Annotated in this window: 27 protein-coding genes and 1 pseudogene; 17 read left to right on the plus strand and 11 right to left on the minus strand. The window is 68.8% G+C overall.

Going from position 1 to position 25,223, the window contains the following annotated elements; genetic code table 11:
- Nucleotides 1-8: 8 nt before the first annotated feature.
- Complete coding sequence (locus LBW94_RS26190; RefSeq protein ID WP_225054568.1) at nucleotides 9-392, plus strand: hypothetical protein; 384 nt, start codon at nucleotides 9-11, stop codon at nucleotides 390-392.
- A gap of 19 nt (nucleotides 393-411) precedes the next feature.
- On the opposite strand, the gene LBW94_RS26195 is transcribed toward LBW94_RS26190, so the two are convergent.
- The 4 genes from LBW94_RS26195 to LBW94_RS26210 all read right to left on the minus strand — a co-directional run bounded on the left by LBW94_RS26195 (nucleotide 412) and on the right by LBW94_RS26210 (nucleotide 4,755).
- Nucleotides 412-1,452 carry an NAD(P)-dependent alcohol dehydrogenase gene (locus LBW94_RS26195; protein WP_225055072.1) on the minus strand — a complete coding sequence of 347 codons (1,041 nt, stop codon included), beginning with the start codon at nucleotides 1,450-1,452 and terminating at the stop codon, nucleotides 412-414.
- Between the two features lie 224 nt (nucleotides 1,453-1,676).
- Nucleotides 1,677-2,450 carry an SDR family NAD(P)-dependent oxidoreductase gene (locus LBW94_RS26200; RefSeq protein ID WP_225054569.1) on the minus strand — a complete coding sequence of 258 codons (774 nt, stop codon included), beginning with the start codon at nucleotides 2,448-2,450 and terminating at the stop codon, nucleotides 1,677-1,679.
- A complete protein-coding gene (locus LBW94_RS26205) occupies nucleotides 2,447-3,388 on the minus strand; it encodes an alpha/beta hydrolase (protein ID WP_225054571.1) in 942 nt (313 codons plus the stop codon). The genes LBW94_RS26200 and LBW94_RS26205 overlap by 4 nt, the downstream gene beginning before the upstream one ends.
- On the minus strand, nucleotides 3,385-4,755 hold the full coding sequence (locus LBW94_RS26210; RefSeq protein ID WP_225054573.1) for a flavin-containing monooxygenase: 1,371 nt from the start codon (nucleotides 4,753-4,755) through the stop codon (nucleotides 3,385-3,387). Before LBW94_RS26210 ends, LBW94_RS26205 begins: the two co-directional genes overlap by 4 nt.
- 143 nt (nucleotides 4,756-4,898) lie before the next feature.
- On the opposite strand from LBW94_RS26210, the gene LBW94_RS26215 reads away from it, so the two are divergent.
- The 3 genes from LBW94_RS26215 to LBW94_RS26225 all read left to right on the plus strand — a co-directional run bounded on the left by LBW94_RS26215 (nucleotide 4,899) and on the right by LBW94_RS26225 (nucleotide 7,464).
- A complete protein-coding gene (locus tag LBW94_RS26215) occupies nucleotides 4,899-5,501 on the plus strand; it encodes a TetR/AcrR family transcriptional regulator (protein WP_225054575.1) in 603 nt (200 codons plus the stop codon).
- Between the two features lie 449 nt (nucleotides 5,502-5,950).
- Nucleotides 5,951-6,595 (plus strand): AMP-binding protein, encoded by a 645-nt coding sequence (locus tag LBW94_RS26220; RefSeq protein WP_266272287.1) that lies wholly within the window; start codon nucleotides 5,951-5,953, stop codon nucleotides 6,593-6,595.
- On the plus strand, nucleotides 6,538-7,464 hold the full coding sequence (locus tag LBW94_RS26225; RefSeq protein ID WP_255633740.1) for a class I adenylate-forming enzyme family protein: 927 nt from the start codon (nucleotides 6,538-6,540) through the stop codon (nucleotides 7,462-7,464). The genes LBW94_RS26220 and LBW94_RS26225 overlap by 58 nt, the downstream gene beginning before the upstream one ends.
- 27 nt (nucleotides 7,465-7,491) lie before the next feature.
- On the opposite strand, the gene LBW94_RS26230 is transcribed toward LBW94_RS26225, so the two are convergent.
- The gene (locus LBW94_RS26230; protein WP_225054576.1) at nucleotides 7,492-8,106 is read right to left on the minus strand and encodes a TetR/AcrR family transcriptional regulator; all 615 of its coding nucleotides are present in this window, start codon (nucleotides 8,104-8,106) and stop codon (nucleotides 7,492-7,494) included.
- A 171-nt stretch (nucleotides 8,107-8,277) separates the two neighbouring features.
- Between LBW94_RS26230 and LBW94_RS26235 the strand changes: the two genes are divergently transcribed.
- The 5 genes and pseudogenes from LBW94_RS26235 (at nucleotide 8,278) to LBW94_RS26255 (ending at nucleotide 13,475) form a co-directional block, all read left to right on the plus strand.
- Nucleotides 8,278-9,207, plus strand: coding sequence for a metal-dependent hydrolase (locus LBW94_RS26235; RefSeq protein ID WP_225054578.1), 930 nt, complete (start codon nucleotides 8,278-8,280; stop codon nucleotides 9,205-9,207).
- Between the two features lie 13 nt (nucleotides 9,208-9,220).
- Nucleotides 9,221-10,372, plus strand: a complete 1,152-nt coding sequence (locus LBW94_RS26240; protein WP_225054580.1) for a hypothetical protein — start codon at nucleotides 9,221-9,223, stop codon at nucleotides 10,370-10,372.
- A gap of 53 nt (nucleotides 10,373-10,425) precedes the next feature.
- Nucleotides 10,426-11,430, plus strand: a pseudogene (locus LBW94_RS26245) (TIGR03617 family F420-dependent LLM class oxidoreductase).
- A 73-nt stretch (nucleotides 11,431-11,503) separates the two neighbouring features.
- Entirely contained in the window at nucleotides 11,504-12,829 is a 1,326-nt protein-coding gene (locus LBW94_RS26250; protein ID WP_225054582.1) for a magnesium transporter MgtE N-terminal domain-containing protein, read from the plus strand.
- A 49-nt stretch (nucleotides 12,830-12,878) separates the two neighbouring features.
- On the plus strand, nucleotides 12,879-13,475 hold the full coding sequence (locus tag LBW94_RS26255) for a DUF1003 domain-containing protein (RefSeq protein ID WP_225054583.1): 597 nt from the start codon (nucleotides 12,879-12,881) through the stop codon (nucleotides 13,473-13,475).
- A gap of 194 nt (nucleotides 13,476-13,669) precedes the next feature.
- On the opposite strand, the gene LBW94_RS26260 is transcribed toward LBW94_RS26255, so the two are convergent.
- Entirely contained in the window at nucleotides 13,670-13,972 is a 303-nt protein-coding gene (locus tag LBW94_RS26260) for an alpha/beta hydrolase (RefSeq protein WP_225054585.1), read from the minus strand.
- 433 nt (nucleotides 13,973-14,405) lie between these two features.
- On the minus strand, nucleotides 14,406-15,878 hold the full coding sequence (locus LBW94_RS26265) for an HNH endonuclease signature motif containing protein (RefSeq protein WP_225054587.1): 1,473 nt from the start codon (nucleotides 15,876-15,878) through the stop codon (nucleotides 14,406-14,408).
- Nucleotides 15,879-16,037: 159 nt separating this feature from the next.
- Between LBW94_RS26265 and LBW94_RS26270 the strand changes: the two genes are divergently transcribed.
- The 5 genes from LBW94_RS26270 to LBW94_RS26290 all read left to right on the plus strand — a co-directional run bounded on the left by LBW94_RS26270 (nucleotide 16,038) and on the right by LBW94_RS26290 (nucleotide 19,789).
- Nucleotides 16,038-16,625: a TetR/AcrR family transcriptional regulator gene (locus tag LBW94_RS26270; RefSeq protein ID WP_225054589.1), complete on the plus strand. Its 588-nt coding sequence runs from the start codon at nucleotides 16,038-16,040 to the stop codon at nucleotides 16,623-16,625.
- Nucleotides 16,622-17,458: an alpha/beta fold hydrolase gene (locus LBW94_RS26275; protein WP_225054590.1), complete on the plus strand. Its 837-nt coding sequence runs from the start codon at nucleotides 16,622-16,624 to the stop codon at nucleotides 17,456-17,458. The genes LBW94_RS26270 and LBW94_RS26275 overlap by 4 nt, the downstream gene beginning before the upstream one ends.
- A gap of 13 nt (nucleotides 17,459-17,471) precedes the next feature.
- Nucleotides 17,472-18,335, plus strand: coding sequence for a TIGR03619 family F420-dependent LLM class oxidoreductase (locus tag LBW94_RS26280; RefSeq protein WP_225054592.1), 864 nt, complete (start codon nucleotides 17,472-17,474; stop codon nucleotides 18,333-18,335).
- 97 nt (nucleotides 18,336-18,432) lie between these two features.
- Entirely contained in the window at nucleotides 18,433-19,302 is an 870-nt protein-coding gene (locus LBW94_RS26285; protein ID WP_225054594.1) for an NAD(P)-dependent oxidoreductase, read from the plus strand.
- 46 nt (nucleotides 19,303-19,348) lie between these two features.
- The gene (locus tag LBW94_RS26290) at nucleotides 19,349-19,789 is read left to right on the plus strand and encodes a carboxymuconolactone decarboxylase family protein (RefSeq protein WP_225054596.1); all 441 of its coding nucleotides are present in this window, start codon (nucleotides 19,349-19,351) and stop codon (nucleotides 19,787-19,789) included.
- Nucleotides 19,790-19,795: 6 nt separating this feature from the next.
- Here LBW94_RS26290 and LBW94_RS44250 read toward each other — a convergent pair whose 3' ends face one another.
- From LBW94_RS44250 to LBW94_RS26315, 4 genes are read right to left on the minus strand one after another with little or no spacing between them, the layout of a single operon-like run.
- On the minus strand, nucleotides 19,796-20,392 hold the full coding sequence (locus tag LBW94_RS44250) for a TetR/AcrR family transcriptional regulator (protein WP_323137933.1): 597 nt from the start codon (nucleotides 20,390-20,392) through the stop codon (nucleotides 19,796-19,798).
- A 52-nt stretch (nucleotides 20,393-20,444) separates the two neighbouring features.
- A complete protein-coding gene (locus LBW94_RS26305; protein WP_225054598.1) occupies nucleotides 20,445-20,879 on the minus strand; it encodes a nuclear transport factor 2 family protein in 435 nt (144 codons plus the stop codon).
- A gap of 7 nt (nucleotides 20,880-20,886) precedes the next feature.
- Entirely contained in the window at nucleotides 20,887-21,972 is a 1,086-nt protein-coding gene (locus LBW94_RS26310; RefSeq protein WP_225054600.1) for a dihydrodipicolinate reductase, read from the minus strand.
- Nucleotides 21,969-22,976 (minus strand): Rieske 2Fe-2S domain-containing protein, encoded by a 1,008-nt coding sequence (locus tag LBW94_RS26315; RefSeq protein ID WP_225054602.1) that lies wholly within the window; start codon nucleotides 22,974-22,976, stop codon nucleotides 21,969-21,971. Before LBW94_RS26315 ends, LBW94_RS26310 begins: the two co-directional genes overlap by 4 nt.
- Nucleotides 22,977-23,145: 169 nt before the next feature.
- Between LBW94_RS26315 and LBW94_RS26320 the strand changes: the two genes are divergently transcribed.
- From LBW94_RS26320 to LBW94_RS26330, 3 genes are all read left to right on the plus strand, one after another.
- Nucleotides 23,146-23,754 carry a TetR/AcrR family transcriptional regulator gene (locus LBW94_RS26320; RefSeq protein ID WP_225055078.1) on the plus strand — a complete coding sequence of 203 codons (609 nt, stop codon included), beginning with the start codon at nucleotides 23,146-23,148 and terminating at the stop codon, nucleotides 23,752-23,754.
- Nucleotides 23,755-23,841: 87 nt separating this feature from the next.
- Nucleotides 23,842-24,177 carry a hypothetical protein gene (locus tag LBW94_RS26325; RefSeq protein WP_225054603.1) on the plus strand — a complete coding sequence of 112 codons (336 nt, stop codon included), beginning with the start codon at nucleotides 23,842-23,844 and terminating at the stop codon, nucleotides 24,175-24,177.
- A 183-nt stretch (nucleotides 24,178-24,360) separates the two neighbouring features.
- Nucleotides 24,361-25,218, plus strand: coding sequence for a hypothetical protein (locus tag LBW94_RS26330; RefSeq protein ID WP_225054605.1), 858 nt, complete (start codon nucleotides 24,361-24,363; stop codon nucleotides 25,216-25,218).
- Nucleotides 25,219-25,223: the final 5 nt, after the last annotated feature.

A 25,223-nucleotide genomic window follows, 5' to 3' on the forward strand; every position in this document is an offset into this window, starting at 1 on the left:
GGAATTCGATGAACGGCCCCACCGATCTCGGTACCGCCGAACGGCAACTGACCGCTCTGCACGCGCTCGAACGCCTCGGCCGCGATCGTGACGGCCACGCCCTGCTCAGAGTCCGGTGCGGGCGGGGCCACCGCGTCGCGACCGTCTTCGCCACCACGCTCGGCGCGGTCTACGAATCGAGAGTCGGCGGGCACGCGCACGGGCGTCGCGATTTCGTCGACGAGCCGCATCGCACCGAGCGGCACGGCAGACGCTACATCGACCTGCTCGCCGGGGACCGGTTCGCCGCCGACCGGTTGCCGGCGAGCTGCGAATGCGGCCCGCACGAGTTGTCGCGGGCCGACCTCCGGCGGGCTGTCGGCGCGCATCAGCGCCTCGTGCAGCTGGTGTGACCGATTCCGTCGGCCGGGTTCAGGGGATCAGCACCGCGCGGCCGCGGATGTCGCCGCGATCGAGGCGTTCGAAGGCGGCCGGGCCGGATTCGAGTGGGAACTGTTCCACCTCCACGTGAATTCGGCCCGCCTGGGCCAGCACGACCGACGCCCGGAGGTCGGAGCTGGTGCCGCCGTAGGACTTTCGGACGGTAGCGCCCCAGGGCAGACCGGGGCCGCCGGCCGGGCCGGCGTCGAGACCGAGGGCGCCGCCGCCGAGCCCGACGATCCGGTAGGCGCCGTTGGGCGCCACCGATTCGGTGGCCAGGCGGGCGGTGGGTTCGGTGCCGACGAAGTCGAAGACCGCCTCCGCCCCGCGGCCGCCGGTGAGTTCCAGGATGCGGGCCGCGGTGTCCGGGCCCGCCGTCAGGCCGAGATCGGCGCCACAGGCGGTGGCCAGTTCCAGTTTGTCCGCGGCGATGTCGACCGCGATCACCCGGATGTCGGCGACCGCCTTCAGGATCTGCACCGCGAGATGCCCCAGGCCACCGATGCCGATCGCGACGGCGGTCGCACCCGGATACAACTGGTCCCGCGCCCCCGCGATGGCGTGATACGGGGTCATCGCGGCATCGGCCAGCGGTGCGGCGCCGACGAAATCCAGATCGCCGATCGGCACGAACGAATTCGCCGGTATCCGAACGAATTCGGCCATCCCGCCGTCGGGACCGAGTCCGGGGCAGGGCGGCATCGCGGTCCGGCCCGCCGCCAGGCAGACGTTCTCGTTGCCGCGCAGGCATTCCCGGCACTCGCCGCAGGACCAGCACAGGTACACCAGGCCGCGCTCCCCCGGGCTGCGGCCGGTCACACCGGATCCGACCGCCTCGACGGTGCCCGCGATCTCGTGCCCCATTGTCAGCGGGTCCTCCCGCAGCCGGAACGGCAGGCTCAGTACGTAGGAGTCGGAGTGGCAGATGCCGACCGCTCCCACGCGCAGCAGCAGATCGCCGGGGCCGATCTCGGGGACCGGCACTTCACGCATCTCCAAGGTCCCCGGACCGACCAATTGCAGCGCACGCATCTTCACGCACTCCCACTTCTCTGTGACGTCGGCCCGGAGGGCGGCGGGCGATCCGGCGCCGAGTGCGGAACCGCGGTCCGGGCACGTTGGCGGTTCCGGCTGAGATGTTGCGACCAGCTGCGATGTCGCGGCCGGTTGCAATGCCGCGGCCGGTCACGATGTCGCGGCCGGTTGCAATGCTCCGACCGGCTTGGCGGCGACCGAATACGCTGCCGCGCAACCGATTACGTGTCCGGTTGGGCCATCTCGCGCACCCGGGCCACGACGTCCGGGTAGCGGCGCAGGTGCGCGCCGCCGTTGAGGTCGAGGGTGGAACCGGTCATCCAGGTGGCCTGCGGGGAGGACAGGTAGAGCACCGCGGCGGCGATCTCCTCCGGCCGGCCGCTGCGGCCGAGCGGGGTGTTCTCCAGGTACTCTTCGGTCAGGCCGGGCACCAGCGACATCCCGGCCACCAGCGGGGTATCCACCAGGCCGGGCGAGATGGCGTTGACCCGGATGCCGCGCTCGGCCATCTCCAGGGCGGCCACCTCCACCAGCATGACCACCCCGGCCTTGGCGGCGCAGTAGCCGGCCATGCCGGTGCCGGGCTGGCGGGCGTTGAGGGAGGCGATGCAGACGATGCTCGCGCCGTCGGCCACGTGCCGGCCCGCATGCTTCAGGACCAGGAACGTGCCGGTCAGGCAGACGTCCACGGTGGTCCGCCAATTCGACAGTTCCAGATCGACGATGACGCCCGGCATCGACAGCCCGGCGCAGTTGACCACGGTGCGCGCGCCCGCCGCCGCCTCGAAACAGGCTGCCACCGAGGCTTCGTCGGCGACATCCACGGTCACCGTCGTCACCCGGTCCCCGAGCTCGCCGGCAACGCGTTGCGCGGCTTCGGTATTCACATCCGCGAGCGTGACCCGGTACCCCTCGCCGAGCAGCGCCCGCACGGTCGCCAGCCCGATCCCGGAGGCACCGCCGATCACTACCGCGGTGGGCTCGTCCGTACTCATCCGACCTCCTGTGTCACCGGTCCCGCGACGGCGGTCTCACCGAGCACGTGGCGTTGCAGGAACCGAATCTGGTGGGCCACCGCGGCATCGAAGCCGGGGTGACCGGGGAACAGACCGAAATGGTCGCAAGGATAGTGCCGGACCTCGGCCCTGGCCTTGAATCCGACCTTGGCGGCGGCGTACGGCGGCGCGGCCTGATCGAAGTCGGCGATCTGCATCAGTACCGGCGCCTGGATGCGATCGGCGTGGCGTCCGGCGCGGAAGGCACCCATCTCCACCCCGACCGCGGCGTCGACCTCGTTGCGCCAGGTCGGACCTGACAGCGCGAGATAGTCCTCGTAATAGCCGGGGGCGGTCAGCGCGCCCTCCTCGCCGGGCCGGCCGACCAGCGGGATCAGCACCGGGCTGCCGCCGAACCGGCTCGCGACCGCACCGCGGATCGTGGTGACGGCGGACCGGGCCACCGCGCCGGGCCCGTTCTGCGCCAGCGCGACCCGCCCGGCGGCCGGACCGCTGACCAGTGGCACCACCGCTATCACCGCGGCGAGGTCGGTGCGATCGGCGGCGAGGTTCAGCACGTGCCCGGCGCCCATCGAGATGCCCCACAGCACGATCCGGCCGGGATCGACGCCCGGCTGCGCGCCGGCCGCGGCGATCGCGGCGCGATAGTCGTCCATCTGATCGCGGACCGAGACTCGTTGCCGCGGTTCGCCTTCGGAGCCGCCGAAGCCGCGGTAGTCGAAGGCGAGCACGGCCAGTCCGGCATCCCGCAGGGCGCGGGCGAAGGGGGCCAGGCCGGAATCCTTGGTGCCGCCGAAGCCGTGGGCCATCACCACCGCGGGCACGCCGCCGGGCAGCCCGGCGGGTTCGAAGAACCAGGCGTCGCAACGTGTTCCGTGGCTGATGAAGGAGAGCTGCCGAGGGTCGCCGGTGGTCACTGCGGGCCTCCCGTCGTCGTGGCGGCGACTGCGGCCCACCGCGGCGCGCCCTGGGCCCTGGCCCGGCGCGCTCCGGCCGGGATCTCCCGGGTCCGCATGTCGTGCTCGTAGAGGAAGTAGTCGACCTGCTGGGTGTGCCGCGGCCGGTCGAGCATGTGGCCGGTGTAGCGCTGCTGATCGGACACGATCACCCGGTGCATCTCGCTCTCCGAGGGCAGCCGGTAGTGCCCGACCGCATAGGCCCCGATCAGCCGCGCCTGGCATTCGACGAACGGGAACAGCGTCGGCACCGCCTGCGCGAATCCGGCGAATACGAGATCGTCGATACCGGGCACGAACATCCGCTTGTAGAGGTCGATCCGGTTGTCCGGGGCGCTGAGGAACGCGGGATCGAAGAACGGGAAGGTGATGTTGTATCCGGTGGCATAGATGACGATGTCGAAGTCGTCGCTGGTGCCGTCGGTGAAATGCACGGTGTGGCCGTCGAATCGGGCGATGTCGGGCCGGGGGATCACATCGCCGGAGCCGAGCCGCAGCGGCAGCTCCACCGATTGCGTCGGATGTGCCTCGAAGAAGCCGTGATTCGGGGTGGGCAGGCCGAAGTCCTCCGGCCGGCCCGCGGTCAGCGGCTGGCCCCACTGCAGGATCTTGCGCTGCCAGGAGGTCGGCACGTAGGGCAGGGTGCGGTAGAACTTGTCGCCGGGCTGACCCGCGATGTACTTCGGCACGATCCAGGCGCCCGACCGGGTCGACAGGTGCAGCGTGTTGCTCAGCGCTTTCGACGACAGCTCGACCGCGATGTCGGCGGCGCTGTTGCCCAGCCCGACCACGAGGATGCGACGGTTGCGGAAATCCAGCGGGGTGTACGGATCGATGTAGTGGTGGGCGTGCAGGGATTCACCGGCGAACTCCCCCGGGAAGTCGGGATAGCGCGGATCCCAGTGGTGCCCGTTGGCGACGACCAGCAGATCGAAGTGCCGCACCTCGCCGCGCTGGGTCTCCAGCTCCCAGCCGCCGCCGGGCAGCTGGCGCGCGGCGGTGACGCCGTTGCGGAACTCGATGTTCGCCGCGAGATCGAAAGCGGCACAGTAGTCGTCGAGATACTTCTTGATCTGGGTGTGGTGCGGGAAGTCCGGATAGTCCTCGGGCATCGGGAAGTCGCGGAACGACAGCCGATGTTTCGAGGTATCGATGTGCAGCGAGCGGTAGGCGCTGCTGTGCCCGTTGGGGTTACCGAACGCCCAGTTGCCGCCGATGCGGTCGGAGGATTCGAAGGTGACGTACGGCACGCCGTAGTCGGCGAGCATCTTGCTCGCAGTCAGACCGCTGATTCCGGCACCGATCACCGCGGTTCGCGGTTGGTACATCCATGGATCCTTTCCAGGCGGTAGACAGGTTTGCAGATCTGTCTACTCGGGCCAGGATGTCAGACGGCTACGGCTGCTGATACGTTTTTCGCGAAATTGCGCGATGCTCGGCTGCGGGCGACCCGGCACGGAAAGCGAGGCGCATGACCGAGGCACCTGCCACCAACGTGACCGATCGGCTCGTCGCGGCCGCGCAGACGTTGCTGGCCCGCAAGGGGATTCGCGCCACGACGGTCAGCGAGGTGGCCGAGGAGGCCGGGGTGTCGCGCGCCTGGCTGTACCGGCACTTCCCCGACAAGTCCGCCCTGCTGGGCGCGGCGATCGTGCGGCTGGCGGACCGGATGTCCGCCGCCGCCCGGGCCGAGGTGGATGCCGTCGGCAGCTTCGCCGAACAGCTGGCGACCGGGGTGCGCATCGGCCGCGGCGCCTACGACGACCCGGGCACCCTGCTGATGCGACTGCGCCAGACCGAGCCGGAGGAGTTCGCGGCCTGCGCGGGCGCCGGTGTCTCGGGCATGGTCCCCGAACTCGCGGGCTTCTGGCTGCCCTATGTGCGCGCCGCGGCCGCGCGCGGGGAGATCCACCCCGGCCACGACCCGGCCGAGGCCGCCGAATGGCTGGCGCGGGTGCTGATCAGCTTGTGCACCGTACCCGGTGACACCTTCGACCCGGACGATCCGGTGGCCGTGTCACGTCACCTCCGGCGCTACGTGTTGCCGGGGCTGCGCGTGGATCCGAACGCCTGATTCCCGGCCGGTTCCGGTCAGCGGGATTCCGTTGTCCGCGGGGTACACCCGTGCTATCTTCCAGACAGCTGTCCAAGCTTATGTCCCGAACTGGTGGCGGCGCGCGGAATGACGCCGCCCCTTGGGTTTTCGTGACGGTATGCGGCACACCGAGGGTGCCCGACCGGCACCGATTCCGGGTGCGCAGGCGCGGAATCCGCGACACCGGCGACCGGCAGCAACAGCTCCGTTCGAAGGAAGTCGCATGTACCAGAGCAACCTGTCGGATCCCGCCGAGGTCATGGCGACCTATCGAGAGTTCGAGCGGGAGCTGACCGCCGCCGGGAGCCCCTTCGAGACCGTCGAGGTCGACCTGGGCGGCGATACCGTGCGCAGCTACCGGTACCGCGGCGCCGGACTTCTACGAGACCGCAGCGGAATTCGAGGCCCGCTACCCCGACCACGTACTGATCACCGACGAGTACGGCAGCCGGACCTATCACGAGGTGCTGGTCCGGGCCCGGCGGCTGGCCGCGGCCCTGCACGAGCGGTACGGGGTCGGTCCCGGCGACCGGGTCGGCATCATGATGACCAACCAATCCGCCTATTTGACAGCCCTGTTCGCCACGGCCCGCCTCGGCGCGGTCGCCGTACTCTACAACAGCCGGGGCAGCGCGGCCGAGATCACCGCGGCGACCGCCGATGTGCCCAGCGCGGTCGTCGTCGCCGACCCCGAGCGGATCGAGATCCTGCGCACGGTGGCGCCGTCGGTCGCCCTGGTGGCCACGAACTCGGAAGGGCCGGAAGATGTTCCGACCATCGACGCGCTGCTGGACCAGGCCGGTGACGCCGATGTGCAGCAGGTGGCGACGGCCGACTCCACCTGTATGGTGCTGTTCACCTCCGGCACCTCCGGGCGGGCCAAGGGTGTCGCCCTGACCCACCGCAACATCGGCAACGTCGTGCTGAACATGAAGTTCGTGACCGAGTGCAACATCCGGTTCGCGTCCCGGCAGTACGGCATCGGTGTGGACGATCTGCGGTCGTTCACCCCGCGATGTCCCCACTGCTGGTGTTCCCGCTGTTCCACGTCTCGGGCCTGGCCGGACTGCTGATCGCGATGAGCACCGGCGGGCAGATCGTCACCATGAGCCGATGGAATCCGGCGCATGCGGTCGGCCTGGTCGAGAAATACAAGCTCACGCTGGTGGCGGGCCCGCCGATGGCCGTCGACGAACTGCTGGCCGAACCCGATGCCGCGCAGCGGTTGTCGTCGCTGGTGAACCTCGCGCCCGGCGGGCAGGCCAACCCGCCCAACGTATCCCGGCGCATCGCGAACGTGCTGCCCGCCGCGCAGCGCAGCGTCGGCTGGGGCATGACCGAGACCGGGGGCAGCGTGTGCACCGCCAACGGCATCCTGCTCGCCGCCTTCCCCGACACCCTGGGCCCGATGAGCCCGACCATGGATGTGCGGGTGACCGACGCGGCCGGAGCTCCGCTGCCGGCCGGCGAGATCGGCGAACTGGAACTGCACGGCGGACTCGTCGCGCGCGGCTATCTCGGTCGCGCCGCAGATGCGGGCACCTTCGACGACAACTGGCTGCGCACCGGCGATATCGGCTACGTCGACGAATACGGCCTGGTGTACATCGTGGACCGCAGCAAGGACATCATCATCGCCGCGGGCGAGAACATCTCCTGCCTCGAGGTGGAAGCCGTCCTCGCCGCGAGCGACGAATTCGTGGAGGTCGCCGTCTTCGGCGTCCCCGATCCGCGGCTGGGCGAACGGGTCGTCGCCGCGGTGACCCTGCGCGCGGGAATCTCGTTGTCCGCCGAGGACATTCGTGAACTGGCCGGCCGCAGCCTGCCGCCGTACAAGGTCCCCGCCGAAATCCTCTTCGACATGAGCCCGCTGCCCCGCAACGCCACCGGCAAACTGCTCAAACGCGAACTGCGCGCCCGCTATCCGGCCGGCAACGCCTGAGGTCGCGCGCGGGTGGCCGGGCGGTGATCAGGCGTCGTAACCGGCCTGGGCGAGGATCGCGGTGCCCATCCACCGGCGCAGGTAGCGTTCGAGTTCCGCTTCGCCGCGCGGTGGATCGCCGGGGGCGAGGAAGAACGACTGCATGATCCGCAGCAGGAATTCGACGAGTTCGGCCAGCGACGCGTCGTCGTAACCGTAGTGCTCCCAGTCGACGTCGAAGCGGCGGATCATGGTCATGCCGAACGCGCGGGCCGCGTCGGAGGTGAGGCTCTCGGGCTGGCGCCTGGAATACCCGGCGGAGATCAGGATGCCGAGGTGCGGGATGCGGGTCACCTCGTTGAGGGTGTAGACCACCGCCCGGGTCATCGCCTCGACCGGATCGGTCATGCCGCCGACCCGTTCGGTCAGCCGGTCCAGGAAACCGTCCACCGAGGCCAGCGCCGCCGCCTGCATGAGGGCGTCCGAACTGGGGAAATACCGGTACACGGTCTGCCGGATGACGCCCAGCGACTCGGCCACCTCGGCGATGTTGACCTCCGCGCCGGTGCGCGCGATCAGTTCGACGGCCGCGGCGACGATGCGGCGGGATGCCTCCTCGTCGCTGTCCGGGGGGCTACCGCCCCACCCCCGTCGTCGTGCCACTGGCCTGCTTCCTGGGCTCGGGTCGAATGTCCGCCAAAGATCTTACGGGCGCGGGCGCGCCGATTGTGCCGCAGCCGGAATCGCTCGCGGGAAGTGATCATACGAACATACGACTGTCTGTATGATAGCCTCCATCGGTCGGCGCGAGCCGGCCCGAGGGAGGTACAGCAGATGACCGAATTGCAAGTCCGGAAGATGTGCTTCGCCTTCGCGGACTACGACGTGCCATTCCTGTGGAACGAGCAGAATCCGGCGTTCTCGGCCATGGCCAATGCGGTCTCGATCCTCGCGATCGGCTTCGAGAAGATGATCGTGCAGATGATCCGCGAGGCGAAACCGCGGATCACCGATCCGGTGGTGGCCGAGGAGGCCGACGCCTTCGTGCGGCAGGAGGGCCAGCACTCCACCGCGCACCGCCAGCACGTGAACGCCCTCGTCCGCGCCCATCCGGGCCTGCGCGAGACCGTCGACGAGGTGATCGCCGAATTCGACGCCCTCACCGCGAACACGTCGCTGGAATACCGGCTGGCCTACACCGCGGATCTGGAGGCGACCTTCACCCCGGTGTTCAAGCTGATGCTGGACAACGAGGCGACGCTGTTCGCGCCCGGCGACGACCGGGTGGCCTCGTTGTTCATCTGGCATTTCGTGGAGGAGGTGGAACACCGCAGTTCGGCGCTGATCATCTTCGACTCGGTGGTCGGCAGCGATCTCTACCGGATGCGGATGGCCCCGTCGATCTTCCGGCACGTGCTGCGCATGGTGCGGATCGCCTCCCAGGGCTTCAACGATCATGTGCCGCTGGCGGATCGGAAGGTCGACGCGATGGCGATGTTCGCCACCTACCGGCATCGGCGGCGGCTGGGCCGCCGGCTGCCGCGGCTGGGGACACCCGATCAGGGCCCGTTGTCGCGCGCCTTCGACGACCTGTCGCTGCGGGAACAGCTCGTCGCGCTGTCCGGCATCGTCCGCAGTCAGCTGCCCGGACACGATCCGACGCACGAGAAGCTGCCCGCGCTCGCCGATGTCTGGTTCCGCCGCTACGACGCGGGCTACGACGTCTCGCAGTGGTACACCGCCGACCTGACGACGTCGAAGTAGACCGGAGTCACCCATGTCCGACCATTGCTCTCCGACCTTCGATCAACTCGCGACCGAACTCGGTTTCTCGTGCAAGACCGCGGGCGGCCCGGTCGAATTCCGCAATCCGCTGCACCTGGAGAACTGGACGCTGCCGGTGCTCGAGGTCCTGGTGATCCTCGGCGCGGTGCTGACCCTGAGCTACGCGATCCAGCGGCTGCGGCGCCACGGCGATCCCACCAATCTGGTGCTGTGGCTGGGCGCGACCGCCTATCTGTTCATCATCGAGCCGCCGCTGTACTTCCCGGCCGCCTTCGGCATCGGCGCCCATGTCGACACGATGTTCGCGCACAACGTGTTCACCGTCGACTTCCTGTGGGGCAGACTGCCGCTGTACATCGTGGCGATCTATCCGTTCATGGCGACGCTGGCCTTCGAAACCGTGCGCAGGCTGGGTGTCTTCCGGCGCTACGGCGTGCTCGCGGGGGCGGTGTGCGTGGGTTTCGTCCACCACGCCTACTACGAGGTCTTCGATCAGATCGGGCCGCAGCTGAAGTGGTGGGAGTGGTCGACCGGTAATTCGCTGAACCAGCCGATGTTCGATTCGGTGCCGCTGTCGAGCATCGTGGTCTTCGCGGCGCTGTGGCCGATGTCGCTGGCGTTCTGCGTGCAGCTGTTCGTCGGCCGGCACGTCGACGCGGGGCGGCGGTTGCCCGCGGCGCAGCTGGTGTGGCGGACCGTCGCGATCGGCATCCTGGGCGCGCTGGGTACCTTCGTATTGCCGCTGCCCGCAACGGTGTTCGGCGCGAACGACACCACCGTGCGCGGTGTGCTCTACGCCGCCGAGCTGATCGTGCTGAGCGTCGTCGCCGCGGTGCTGCTGGTGGTGCAGTGGCGGCGGCTGCGCCGGGGCGAAGTCGTACCGGTGCACACGAATCCGGTCGTCCGGGCCTATTCGGTGGTGTATGTGGCTGTGCTGGCACTGTTCTGGGTCACCGCGCTCCCGGACTTCCTGCACGCCAACCACGGCTGGGCCCGCCACGGCGGCCCGACCGGTAACGCCGGCTACACCGTGGTCTGCTTCGTGATCGCGATCCTGTGCAGCGCGGCGCTGTTCGGCCGATCGGGCACACGGGTCACGGCGCCGGTCGGCACCGCGCCGGAGGCCGCCGCCGTCGCCGGCTGATCCGGACCTGCTGTCACACCGGACATCTGCCGAGACGAACGAGGAAATCTGCGGTGCGGGTGCATCTTCAGCTGGACGGCTCACCGGACGAGGTATCGCGCCACGCCCGGGAGATCGAAACCCTCGGCGCGGACGGCCTGTTCACCTTCGAGGGACCGCACGACGTGTTCTTCCCGCTGGTGGCGGCCGCGGGCACGGTCGATCTGGACCTGATGACCAACGTCGCCATCGCCGGACCGCGCAGCCCGCTGCATCTGGCCCATGCCGCCTGGGACCTACAGGTCTACAGCCGCGGCCGGTTCCGGCTCGGCCTCGGGTCCCAGATCAAGGTGCACATCGAACGGCGGTACAGCGCTCGCTGGGACCGGCCCGCCGCGCGGATGGCCGAGACCGTCGCCGCGGTCAAGGCCATCTTCGCGGCCTGGGAAGGTGAACAGTCCTTGAATTTTCGCGGCGAATTCTTCACCCACACGCTGATGCCGCCGAATTTCGATCCGGGCCCGAATCCCTACGGTCCGCCGCCGGTTCTCGTCGGCGCGCTGGGGCCGTTCATGACCCGTGCGGCGGCCGAGGTGGCCGACGGCGTACTGGTCATGCCGTTCCATTCGAAGCGTCATTTCGCCACCCGCACGATCCCGAATATCGAAGCGGGACTTCGTCGTTCGGGCCGCGACGGCACGGATTTCAGCATCGTCGCGCAGGCGATGGTCGCCATCGGCAGCGACGAGGAACAGCTGGCGCGGGCCGTCGACGGGGTGGGCCGGCTGGTCGCCTTCTAGGGCTCCACCCCCGCCTACGCGCCGGTGCTCGAGGTCGAGGGGTGGGCCGAGCTGATGCCCGAGCTCAACGCGCTGTCGAAGGCGGGCAGATTCGCCGAGATGCGCGCGCTCGTGACCCCCGAGATGGTGGCCACGCTCGCGGTGGTCGGCACCCCCCAGCAGTGCGCTGACCAGCTACGGGACCGGTTCGCGCCACACGCCCGGGAGGTGTGCTGCTACTTTCCCGGCTACACCGCGGCGCCCGCGGACATCGCCGAACTGGTCGACGCGCTGCGGTGACCGCGGCCACTGCCGGTGGCAACCGGCACGGGCCGGACATTCCGGATGGACCCGACCCACTAGCCTTGCGCACATGACAGCGACCAAGGTTTTCGCTGCCCGGTTGATGGGCCTGGCAGTACTGGGCCCGGACGGCGAATCCATCGGCCGCCTGCGCGACATCGTGGTGTCGATCCGATACGACGATCGGCAGCCACGGGTGCTCGGCGCGCTGGTGGAACTGCCCACCCGGCGGCGGATCTTCGTACCGATGCTGCGGGTGCAGACCGTCGACCCGGGAGCGGTGACACTGAACACCGGCACGATCAGTGTGCGGCGGTTCGAACAACGGCCCGGGGAGATCCTGGCCATCGCGCAGATCCTGGACTCCACCGTGCAGGTGGCCGATCCGGAGCTGCCGCAACTGACCGGTACCGATGTGGTGGTGGTCGATCTCGGCATCGAACAGATCCGCAGCCGCGACTGGGTGGTGTCGCGGGTCGCGGTGCGCGAGCGGCGCCGACCCGGCGTCGGGTTCCGGCGGCGCGGCGACGTGCACGTGGTGACCTGGGGGCAGGTCCGCGGCCTCACCCACACCGACCTGGACACGCCGGGTCAGGACGTCACCCAGCTGCTGGAACAGTTCGAGGGCCTGCGGGCCGCCGACGTGGCGCACCGGCTGCGCGAACTGCCGGACAAGCGCCGGCTCGAGGTCGCCTCGGCCTTCGACGACGAACGCCTGGCCGACGTGGTGCAGGAGTTGCCGGAGAGCGACCAGGTCCACCTGCTGGAGGAGCTCGGCACCGAGCGCGCCGCCGACGTCCTGGAGGCGATGGATCCCGACGATGCCGCCGACCTGCTCGGCGAGCTGTCCCAGACGGAGGCGGAATCGCTGCTGGCACTGATGGATCCGGAGGATTCCGATCCAGTGCGCCGGCTGCTGGAACATGCGCCGTACACCGCCGGTGGCCTGATGACCACCGAGGCGGTGGTGCTCACGCCGTCCATGACCGTCGCCCACGCGCTGGCCCGCATCCGCGATCCCGAGCTGACCCCGGCACTGGCCAGCATGGTGTTCGTGGTGCGGCCGCCGACCGCCACCCCGACCGGCCGCTACCTCGGCTGCGTGCACTTCCAGCAGTTGCTGCGCGAACCGCCCGCGAGCCTGGTCGGCGGCATCGTCGACAACGGCCTGGCCCAGCTGCGGCCGGAGGCCCCGCTGACCTCGGTGACCCGCTACTTCGCCACCTACAACCTGGTGTGCGGGCCCGTGGTGGACGCGGAGAATCATCTGCTGGGCGCCGTCACCGTCGACGACGTCCTCGACCACCTGCTGCCCGAGGATTGGCGCGAGCAGGACGAAGACGAGCAGGATCTGCACGGCGCCCCCGTGTTGGAAGAAACGGGAGACCGGCCATGACCAGTCCGAACGGCATCCACCGGCCCCGCTCGCGCCGGGAGGTCGTCGCGTGAGCGACCGCTCGCCCAAGATCACCGCCCGGCAGCGCCTGGAGACACCCGTCGAATCCCGGTTCCGCGGATTCGACTGGGACGCCGAGGCCATGGCGCGCGGCAGCGAGAAGATCGCCCGCTTCCTCGGCACCGGCCGCTATCTGGTGATCCAGACCGTGATCGTGATCGTGTGGATCATCCTGAACGTCTTCGTGATCGCCCTGCAATGGGACCCGTACCCGTTCATCCTGCTGAACCTGGCCTTCTCCACCCAGGCCGCCTACGCCGCCCCGCTGATCCTGCTCGCCCAGAACCGCCAGGACAACCGCGACCGCGTCTCCCTCGAGGAGGACCGTACCCGCGCGGCCCAGACCAAGGCCGACACCGAATTCCTCGCCCGCGAACTGGCTGCCCTGCGCTTCGCCGTCGGCGAGGTCACCACCCGCGACTACTTCCGCCGCGAACTCGACACGATCCGCGAATCCCTGGAACGCCTGGAGGCCGCGGCGGCCGGCGACGACGTGAGGGGCAAGAAGGTGAAGAAACGCGCGGCCCCGAAGCGCGCCGGTGTGACTGTGCCACAAGAGGATTCGACCCAGGAGGATCAGGAGTAGGCATGTGCCCGGATGTCCTCGACGGACTCGTCACCGACTTCCTCGACCGGCCTCGGACGGCCGAAGTTCGATCGGTCCGCCGGCGTTATCCGACCGCGTCGGCGTCGCAGGCCTTGTCCTCGGCCGGAACTACTCCGTCGCTCAGGTAGGCATTGACCATGCCGTTGAGGCAGTCGCTCAACCCGGTACGGATGTCATGTGGATGCGGTATTTCGCAGCGTGACCAGGCGGGGCTCGGGCAGGGCGCGATGTAGTCCCAGGGCATGCCGATAGGGAGCGCCGGTCGACTGCACGAGCAGGACTGGAACCGAATTGCGCACGTGGGTGCGGAATTCCACCGGGCGGGGCCAGAAGGCACAGGGCTGGATGTTGTCGGCCATCGCCGCGAAGATCGGTTGCGTGGTGCGGGTGGCTTCGATGTTGTGCCGATACCAGGCCGGATCCGTCGGCGCGGGAGCGGCAGTTCGAGCGTTTCCGGCGGGAGGCGGCTCTGCCACGCCCGAGGATATGGCCGGAATCGGACCACAGTGACGGCATGACCGAGCGGGCCCACGGGCCGATCGCATCGCGAGCGAGCCTGAGGGGATCGGTATCGCGGCTGGCCCAGGGCGATCGGCATCACGGCGGACCCGCAGGCGATCGGCATCGGCGCCCAGAGGTGGTGCTGCCATTGAGCACACATCGGGCAGCGGCAGCGGCAGCGGCCAGGATCACCTCAGCCGGCTCGAGTATTCGGATCGGCATCGGGGTGCGGCACCTCCGGGTGTCGATATGGCGACAGCACCGTATCTGTGACGGAAACGGGCTTGGCCGCGCCACATTTCACCGACAACGGAATCCAGTCCCGCAGCGTGACCCCCAGCAATTCGAGGATGACATGCCGATGTCCGCCTCGTCGTCCGGGGACGAGGCGGTCGGCGGGGCAGGTGGTCAGCCCGGTTTTCGGTGCTCGGGTTCTGTTGTGTGCGTAAGATATTCGCTCGGATGGTGGTACATGTTGACGCGTGGTCGCCGGGCCGGATCGATGTGGACCGGCGGGATCCATTGTGTGCGTCCAGCATCGGCCCGATCGCCGGGGGCGGTCGTGGTGCCCCATCCGGTGATATGTGTCCCAGCTTGCTGGTGGTGGGGTTCGCAGACGAAAGTGAGCTGGTCGGCGTCGGTGGCGCCACCGGCAGACCATTCGGTGCGATGGTGTACCTGGCAGAGGTATCCGGGTTTGGTGCAGCCGGGGAAGGTACAGCCGATGTCGCGGGCGTGCAGCACGATCCGCTGGTCGACGGTGGCGATGCGTTTGCTCCGGCCGAGGTACAGGGGGCGCCCGTCACTGTCGTCGAACAGGGCAAGATAGTGGTGGGCATGGGATGCCAGGCGCAGGGCGTCGCCTACGGAAACGACCGCGCCCCCGCCGGTCGCCACGGCGGGACCGGCGGGATCGGCGATCCGCGGCAGTGGGCCATCGGGGATCGCCTGTGCGACAGCGTCTTCCAGCTCTCGTAGAGTCATCGAGACGATCACGGTGACCGGCAGGCCACGATGCTGCCCGAGGCGGCCGGAGGCGATACCGTCACGCAGGACGGCCTTGATCGCGTCATGTTGGCGTTGCGCGGCGCTCCGGGTGTCGCGTTGCACGGCAGCCTCGTCCGGGTCACCCTCGATCATGGGGGTGGTGTCGTCGGGGTTCAGGAGTCCGGGTTTGGCATATTTGGCGAAAATGGCCTCGAGGTAGGCGCGTACTTCGGGGTCCACGGTGGCGGTACAGGTCGACATGAGGTCCGGGCCTTGGCGGCTCATCGTGAAGGCGCGGCGGCGGGCACGATCGGCGTCGGTGAACGTACCGTCGGGGTTGATCAGGGCTTCGAGTTTGTCGGCGACCCTGCGCAACTGGTCCGGACGGAGCTCGCGGGCGTTCTCGGCGAGCATCACCTCGACGTCGGCGCGGGTCGCGGCGTCGACGGCGACGGGGAGGTGGTGGAGGACGTCGCGAATAATTTTCACGTGGGCGGGTGCGATGGCTCCCGCACGGTAGGCGGTGGCCGTCGCGGGCAGGGGCGGGGCGAGGGTGTCGCCGGTGAGGCCGGTGTGGTGGGCGAGGTCGTCGGCGGCACGCGTGCGGGCGCGGGCTTCGGCGGGGGTGATACGCAGGCTGTCGGCAAGAGTGTCGACGAGGTTGTTCGCCGCGAATTCGGTGCTGGACCATTGTTCGTGCAGCTGCGCGGTCCATTGCAGCCCGGCGGCGGGCAACATGCGGACAATGGTTTCGACGCGGCGGATCAGGGTGAGCCGGTCACGGTTGGACAGGGCCTGGGTCGGCATGGCGGAGACCTGGGCGGCGGCGATCTCCAGCGCGCGCAGGGCGGCTTCGGTGGCGGGATCACTGACGCACTCGGGTATCGAACGCATGTTCCCATGATACCGGCCCGCAAACTAGACACGCCAGCGAAAAATCCCCCCTACCAGCACAATCGGGCGTGTCACGCACCCTTTCCACAGGCGCGGCATCCCTCGGACTTGATCCTAATATGATTAGGTTTTAACCTATGAGCACCAGGAAGGAGGGCCATGTCTCCCCGATCCGGGTTGACCACCGAGCGGGTGGTCCGGGCCGCGGCCGAGTTGGCCGATGAGATCGGCTTCGACAAGTTGACGTTGTCGGCGGTCGCGCGGCATTTCGGTGTGAAGGATCCGAGTCTGTATGTGCACGTGCGCAATCTGCACGACCTGCGGGTTCGGGTGGCGTTGCTGGCCAGTGCGGAGTTGAACGATCGGATCGGGGCGGCGGTGGCGGGGCGGTCCGGGAAGGAGGCGCTGGTGGCGTTCGCGGGGGCCTATCGGGGTTATGTGCTGGAGTATCCGCAGCGGTACGCGGCGACGCAGATCCGGATGGATCCGGCCGAGGTGGCCGGGGAGCCCGCACTGGTGCGCAGTATCGAGCTGACCTCGTCGGTGTTGCGGGGGTACGGACTCGGCGCCGACGCCGGGCTGGATGCGGCTCGGTTGTTGCGCAGTACTTTTCACGGGTTCGCGACGCTGGAGGCGGCGGGTGGGTTCGCGCATTCGCGGTCCACGGATGACTCGTGGCCACGCATTCTCGACGCGTTGGATCTGACGTTGTCGAACTGGCCTGTCCACGGAGAGAAGGACGAATGACGAGATCGAGTTTCCTGCGCGTGCCCGGGGCCACGCTGTACTACGAGGTGGGCGGGGAAGGGCCTGTGCTGCTGGTGATTCCGGGTGGCGGCGGGGATGCCGGTGCGGCCGACGGGATCGCGGCGGAGTTGCGGCGGCGGTTCACCGTCGTCGCCTTCGACGCTCGGGGATATTCGCGCAGCGCACTCGACAGCGGCGTACCGGAGGATCAGTTCGTCGCGGTGCAGAGTGACGATGCCTGCCGGCTGCTGGCGCATTTCGGCGCCGGGCCCGCGTATGTCGTGGGGGTGAGCAACGGGGCCATCGTGGGGCTCGATCTGCTCGCGCGGCATCCGGAGCGGGTGCGGGCGTTGGTCGCGCACGAACCGCCTTGTTTCGCAGTACTTCCCGATGCCCAGCAGCAGCGTGCGATGGTCGACGAGGTGGTGCGGTTGTTCCACGCCGAGGGGCCCGCGGCGGCGGGAGCGCGGTTCTTCGCGGGGATCGGCGGGGCCATGAAGATGCTGCCGGAAGCGGGTGATCCGCCGGCGCGGGAGGTGCGGCGGCGGGAGCGCAGTGCGGTGAACGCGCCGATCATGCTGGCGCACGAGCTGCGCGAATTCACCTCGTATGTACCGGATTACGCGGCGCTGGCACCGGTGGCCGACCGGCTGACCCTGGCCGCCGGTCGGGAGACGCGGGGGTGCCTGCCGTATCGTCCGGCGGTCGAGATCGCGCGCCGGCTCGGGGTCGCGGTCACCGAGTTCCCGGGGGCGCACAACGGAATGACCACCGATGCCGTGGAATTCGCCGCCTCGATCGCCGCGGCGCTGTCGACCGCGGTCGAGGCGTGAGGGCGGTACGCGGGTGAAATACTACATCAGCACCGGATTTCTGGACACCCGGGAGACCGTCGAGATCGCCAGGGCGGCGGACGATCTGGGGTACGACGGACTCGGGGTGCCCGATCATGTGGTCAACTTCGAGCAATTGACCACGCCGTATCCGTATACGCGGTCGGGGCGGCCACGCTGGGAGCCGTTCTCCGACTGGCCGGATCCGTGGGTGCTCATCGGCGCACTCGCGCAGGTGACCACGCGGCTGCGGTTCGTGACCACGGTTTATGTTGCGGCACTGCGGGATCCGTATTCGGCGGCGAAGGCGATCGGGACTGCGGCACTGCTGTCCGGCGGCCGGGTCGAGCTGGGGGTCGGGGTGGGGTGGTGCAAGGACGAATTCGATCTGCTGGGAGCCGATTTCGCGAAACGGGGGAAGCGGTCGGAGGAGATGATCGAATTGATGCGGCGGTTGTGGGAGCCGGGGTGGACGGAGTTCGAGGGCGAATTCTACCGCACGCCGAAACTGGAGATGACGCCTTCGCCGCCGCCCGTTCCGATCCTCGTCGGCGGGCTCAGCGATGCGGCGTTGCGGCGGGCCGCACGGTACGACGGGTGGGTCGGGGATCTGCTCGGGACCGGCGAGGCGATCGCGGCGGCCGCCCGGCTGCGTGAATTGCGTTCGGCCGCAGGGAAATCCATGGACGGGTTCACCGTACTGATGCCGTTGTCCGATGCGATCACCCCGGCGGATTACGCGCGCGCGGAACAGGGCGGGGTCACGCACGTCCTGACCATGCCGTGGATGTTCTACTCCGGGCCCGAGGCGAGTCTCGCCGACAAGCTCCGCGATATGGCACGGTTCCGGCGGGATCTCGGGCTCGACCGGAGCTAGTTTCATCAACGCCGTTGACAGAATGGCCCGCCGGACCTCAGGATGATGTGGGCGTGATCACAGCCGTCCCGCGTGGACCGGACAGGAAGCACTCGACATGACAACTGGGACAACGGCATCGGAGACCGCACTGCGCGCGGGCGTGGTCGGGCTCGGGATGATCGGCGGCGGCGTGGCGGTGAGCCTGGCGCGGCGCGGGCGGATTCCCACCGTGTACGACGTGCGGCCGGGGATCTCGGATTCGCTCGAGGGAGTACCGGCACAGGTGCCGACGCTCGCCGAGGTGGCGCGCGACAGTGATGTGGTCCTGGTCGCGGTGCTCGACGCGGATCAGGCGCGGGCCGTGCTGACCGGGGCGGACGGGCTGCTGGCGGCGGCGCATCCGGGGCTGGTGGTCGCACTGCTGTCGACCGTGGCCATCGAGGAGGTGCGCGAGCTGGCCGCCGTATGCGCGGCGGCCGGAGTGGACTTCCTCGACGCCGGGGTGACCGGCGGCACCGCGGCGGCGCAGAACGGGCTGACCGTGCTGGTGGGCGGGCCGGCCGAGACCGTCGACCGGGCCCGGCCGGTACTGGACGACTTCGCCAAGCGGGTCGTGTACTGCGGTGAACTCGGCACCGGAATGACGATGAAGCTGGCGCGCAACGCGCTGACCTATTCGGTGTGGGCGGCGGTGCGGGAATCGGCGCTCATCGCCACCGCCGGCGGTATCTCGCTGTCGCGGCTGCTGGAGGTGGTCAGCGATACCGACGGGGGCGCGGCGCCGTTGACGCTGTTGCAGGTGCACGCCGCGGGAATCACCGTGCCCGAGGAACGGGTCGCCTCGGCTGATCTGCTGGCGCAGAAGGATCTCGCCGCGGTGCAGGAATTCGCCGCGAGCGCCGGGATCGAGGTACCGATCGTCGACGCGGCGCGGCCGCACATGCGCGCGGTGTACAGCGGCGAGATGCCGTCCCGGCCCGCCTGACGCGGGTCACGAAAATCCTTGTCCCCGAATCGGAACGGAGAATATCGTGGACGAATTGCGGCGTAAGGGCCTGGAGACGATGAACCAGGTGTACTCGTGGGAGATGCCGGACATGCCCGGCGAGTACTTCGCGCTGACCGTGGATCACCTCTTCGGGACCATCTGGAATCGGCCCGGATTGTCGCGGCGGGATCGCCGGATGATGACGCTGACGGTGGTCACGGCGCTGAATCTGCCGGATGCGGCCGAGATCCAGATCAATGCCGCGTTGCAGAACGAGGAATTGACCGCGGAAGAGTTGCGGGAGATGGCCATCTTCCTCACCCACTATCTCGGTTTCCCGCTCGGGTCGGTGCTGAACGGGGTGGTGGAGCGGGTCCTGGCCAAGCGGCAGCAGGCCGCCGAGGCCGGACGGACCGAGGATCCGAAGGCCAATGTCAGTGCCGCGGTGAAGATGAACACGGGTAGAACGCTCGACTCGGAGTGACCGATATCATGTTTCCGGTGTGTCGATGAGCGCCTGGATGGCACGGGCGTAGATGTCGAGGACGTGCGGGTCGGGGCGCCGGCCGGCGCCGCTGCCGAGGATCCGGCCGTTCATCAGCAGGCCCGCGATCTGGACGGTGATCAACTCGGCGCGGACGGCCGCGTCGGGGCCCGGCAGCCGTTCGATCAAGGGTGCGGTGACCTGTCTGGCCGTCGACGTCTCCAGATAGGCCCGGACCTCGGGCCGGTCCAGTGCGCCGAACAGCGCGCGATACAGCTTCCGGGTGTCGTCCGGAACGTCTTCGACCAGCCGCTTCAGGATCGCACGGCCCAGGGTTTCCAGCGGGCCGTCGACGATGTCGCGCACACTGCGGTCCACCGCGACCGCCGCCAGGAACAGCGCTTCCTTCGAACCGAAATGCCGGATGACCAAGGCCGGGTCGACTCCCGCCGCCGCCGCGATATCGCGGACCGACGTGCCGCTGAAACCGTGCTCGGAGAACAGGCGGACCGCCGCCGCGTGAATGGCTTCGGGCGCGCGGGTCGAGCGAGGCCGTCCGGTTTTGCGCCGGACGGCCTGGTGGTCGGCCGGTGACGAGGACATCCCGTCATTTTCGCCGGACCGGTGCGGTGGAGTCAACGCGGGCGGTCCGGGATCACTGTCCGGCGGTCAGCGGGTTGTTGGTGAACCACGCGTTCTCCTCGCGCAGACCGCGGCTACGCCAGCCGTCGGCGGTGCGGATCATCGAATGGTGATAGGTGCCGCCGCAGAAACTCGGCTCCGCGAAACCCGGGAACCGCATGGGGTTGTAGAACAGCGCCCGTACCGCCGCGGTGTCGCCGTCGATATCCGCCTCGATATTGGTGACGAGATGCTGGGTCATCGGCAGGACCGCCATCGACTCGCGCAACCACTCCACGATCTCGTCCCGGGGACCGCTCCTGCCGAACGGGGCCGAGGTGTAGTCGAGGACGGCGTCCGCGGTGAACAGCGAGCGATAGAGCGCCCAGTCGCGGGTGTCGACCGCGCGCGCGTAGGCGCTCAGCAGGGCCTGGATTTCCAGGGTGTCGCCGATTCGCTGAATATCCATGCGCGACTCAGATCTTGAAGCGGCCGGCATAGGCGCGCAGGGGCAGGTCGGCGCTGGTGATGATGCCGGGCCGGGCGGCGACCACGGACTTTATCGAGTTCAGGGCGGGCAGGCCGGTGACGGTCATGCCGATCGACGCGAAATTCTCGGGATTCGACAGGTCGAAACCCTTGCGCGGGAAGATCATGTGCTTGCTGTAGATGTTCGGGTCGCCGGTCACCTGGGTGATGTAGCAGCCCTTGATCTGCCAGGCCGGATCGGTGTGCGGGGTCATCTGCCATTCCAGATGGGTTTCGATGCGCGGCACGCCGTCGACCATGCCCTGATATTTGATGTAGCTGGCGCCCAGTGAGCCCTTGGGCATGAGATACCAGCCGAGATCGACGTCCTTGGTGCAGACGCCGAGTTCGTAGCGGAAGGCGACCTCGTCGAGTTCGAGATCGAAGGCGTCGGCCATCAGATAGACGGAGTCGGCGAAGACCGCGGTGTACTTGTAGAGCGAATCCGGAATGGTCGGATCGTCGACCGGGCGGCCGTAGCCGACGGCCTTCCAGGTGTCCACGGAATGGTGACAGGACACGTCGACGGATTCGGTGACGACGATGTTCTCGATCTCGGCGACGTCGGCGGTGTGCACGATGCCGAGGATCTGGCACAGGCCGGGATTCATGCCGGTGCCGTAGAAGGTGGACTTCCCGCGCTCACAGGCGGCCGCGATGACCGCGCTGACCTTGCGGCCGGAGGGATGCGCGTGATTGCGGTCGCGGTGGAATCCGGTGATCCAATCGGCGGTGGTCACCACGTCGATGCCCGCCTCGAGCACCTTCTCGTAGAGATCCTCGTCGGGGAACACGCCGTGGAAGGTGAGCACATCGGGCCGGGCCGCGATGATCTCCTCGACCGAACCGGTGGCGGTGACGCCGACGGGACCGATACCGACGATCTCGCCGGCGTCGCGGCCGATCTTGTCCGGTGTGTAGCAGTGCAATCCGACGAGTTCGAGATCCGGATGGTCGCGGATGCGGCCGATCATCTCGGTGCCGAGATTGCCGGTGGCGACCTGGAATACCCGGATCTTCCCGGAGTTGCTCATCGTGCTGACGCCTTTCTGTTCACCGTCTCGGGATAGAACTGTGCCGCCCAGCGGCGCAACGCGGTGAAGCCCTGATATTCCTTGCGCGACAGGCCCGGTGGATCCGAGTACCGCTGGTGCGCCCAGATCTCGACGTCGGCGGCGAACTGCTCGATGACGAAGTCCGCCATCGTCTTTCCGTAGCGGTTGAGCTCCCCGGCGGTGTCGCCGGGGCGGCGGCCGATCCACACCGTGAAGCGGACGTCGGAGGTGGATTCGTCGACCGGTGTGACGGCCGGCATCGTGCGGTTGTCGACCATGCCCCAGCTCTTGGTGATCGAGCAGCCGAGTCCGGCGTTGATCGATTCGACGCCGCTGGCCACCTCGTCCTCGGCGACACCCGGATCGAAGGCGATGGTGAAATCGACGAAGGACACCGGGCCGGAGAAGTCGTGCCGGGTGAATTCCGGGGTGAACGGCGTCTTGTGCACGAACTTGAAATGCGCGAAATCGACGCCGTTCTCCATGATGTACTGCGGATGCAGTTCCAGGCCCGGCCGGAACAGCGTGGCGCCGGGCACCGGCGGATAGTAGTCGGCCGCGGTCTTGTCGTCGCCGAACGCGGTGAAGATGTCCGGGATCTCGAAATGCGGTGGGCGGCCGTCGATGTCGTACCAGATCCAGACCGCCTCGTTGCGCTCGACGACCGGATGGCTGCGGATGCGGCGACCCCGGTTGGGATGGTTCTCGTACGGGACGCAGACGTTGTGGCCCTCGCGATTCCACTCCCAGCCGTGGAACGGGCACACCAGGTTCTCGCCCTCGACCCGCCCGCCGTACCCGAGGTGCGCGCCGAGGTGCTCACAGTAGGCGTCGAACACCGTGACCTGCCCGGACGCCGAGCGCCAGGCCACCATGTCGCGGCCGAAGTACTTCATCCGGTGCACGGCACCGACCTCGATCTCCGTGCACCACGCCACCTGGAACCAGCCCGTGGGCTCCATCGACAGTGGTGTTCTCGCCATCTCGATCCTCCCGATCCCGAGGGGCCCGCCCGGCGACCCCCAGCCGGGCGCTGTGACCCGGACCACTCGGCGCCACTGAGCATAGAACCCTCTTTGAAAGAATGCAAGAGGGTTGTGTGATAATTGAACCCCCTGCTCAGGGCCGGTACACTCGACCCTCGTGACAGATGTGGCGATCGGCGGCCGGCGCGCGAACAGGCGTGGCCTCGCGACCCGGGAGAGCATGCTGGAGGCGGCGATCACCTCGCTGGCCACCGGCGATCCCGCGGCCGTGTCCGGCAATCGGATCGCCCGCGACATCGGCGCCACCTGGGGAGTGGTCAAGTACCAGTTCGGCGATATCGACGGCCTGTGGGCGGCGGTGCTGCGGCACACCGCCGACAAGCGCGGCGATCTGCCCGCCGGGCTGAAACCCGACGGCACCCTGCGCGAACGCGTCGACACGCTGATCCGGGTGATGGCCGTCGGCCTGCGCACCCCGGAATCGCTGGCCATCGAGACCCTGCGCGCCGCACTGCCGCGCGACCAGGCCGAACTGGAACGCGACTTCCCGCTCACCGCCGCCGAACTGGCCTCATGGAAACCCAACTGGGACAAGGCATGTGAGCGAGCCTTCGCGGATCTGGGCGTGGACGCGACGAAGATCCGCCAGGTGGCCGCGCTGATCCCCGCGGCCATGCGCGGCATCGTCTCCGAACGCGCCCTCGGCACCTACGGCAATCTCGACGACGCCCTGGACGGCCTGATCGGCTCCCTGGTCGCCTACCTCGCCCCCTGAGCGAGCGCCGCCCACCGCCGACGCGACCGGTAACCGGCACCTACCGGACGCTTCCATTCCAGGACACGTCAACTATAGTTCGCACATATGTTCGACTGTTGGGCCGATATCTTCAGCCCGTCGATGCGGCGGGTTGTCGAGCCGCCGGAGCCGGTGCTGGTGGAGCTCTCGCTCGCGATCCCGCACTCCCCCGGCGGCCGGTTCGGGCGGGACACGCTGCCGATGCGGGTCAAGGCCGGTGGGCTGGATCTGACCCGGACCGTGCCGGGCCGGCTGCTGGCCTGGGCGCGGTGCAGCGACGGGAGCTGGCTCGGCCTGGTCGAATTCGTGATCGCCACCGGGAACGACCGGGGACGGGTGGCGGCCACCCAGTGGTGCGCCGCGCGGGCGCTCACCCCGGATCCGGGGCGGCGGATCCGGTGACGGATCGACAGGGCTCCGAGCAGCGATGATTATGTGTTTCACAGCTCCGGCGTAGCTTCCCCCGATACAGATCCGGGACACTGTCCACGCGAACCGGGCCGTTCCGGTTCTTGCAGGGAAAATCCTTGTAACACAAGCATTTCGACGGTACCTGTGCCCGTCGCCGAGGGAAAGGTCCACCCCGTGCCCGTTTTCGGAGCCGGCGACCGCCGTACCACCGCCCAGCTCACCAGCGCCGTGACCGCCGGCCTGCTCGCGCTCGGCGCGCTCACCGCCGGTGCGGGCGCCGCACACGCCGAGCCGGACGCGCAGCCGCAGCAGAACATTCGCTACTCGGCCAAACTGGTCGACCGCACCGTCGTGACCACCCTGAAGGGCGGCACCTTCACGCTGTCCAAGGCGCACGAGCGGGACCTGTCGGCGGGGCTGGACACCCGGCTGACCCAGCACGACGGAGCGGTCTTCGAGGCCGACGGCAAGCCCGCCGACATCGCCGACGTGATCGATGTCGCCGATGTGCGCGACGAGACCGGCCGGACCGTGGCCACGCTGCCGCTGAACTTCCGCCTCGCCGGGATCACCATCCCGGTGGCGGCGGTCGTGCGCGACGACGCCACCGTGCTGGAGCTGACCCCGCAGCGGCCCACCGGACTGGACGTGTCGCGTCCGGTGGCGGTCAGTGCGGCAGCCACCGTGCCGACCGCGAGGGTGATCGCCTCCGATTCGGAGAACCAGAAGGCGATGGCCGATTTCAGCACCAAGTTCGGCCTGGCCACCGGCATCGGCAGTTTCGTCGGCACCGCGGTCGGCGCGACCATCGGCTGTGTGGTCACCATCGCCGCGGGCTGCGTCACCGGACTGGCCACCGGCGCCGGCATCGGCGGGGTGGTCGGCACCGTCGCCACCGGTGGGCCGACGCTGATCGCCTCGGGACTCGACCTGATCAACACGCTGGACTCCGCCGACGGCACCAGCAAGTACGCCACCACTGCGACCCCCGAGGTGACGGTGCAGCCGGCACCCGCCGACACCCCGCGCTGATCCGC

The organism is Nocardia sp. alder85J (assembly GCF_020176955.2).
Taxonomy (GTDB): domain Bacteria; phylum Actinomycetota; class Actinomycetes; order Mycobacteriales; family Mycobacteriaceae; genus Nocardia.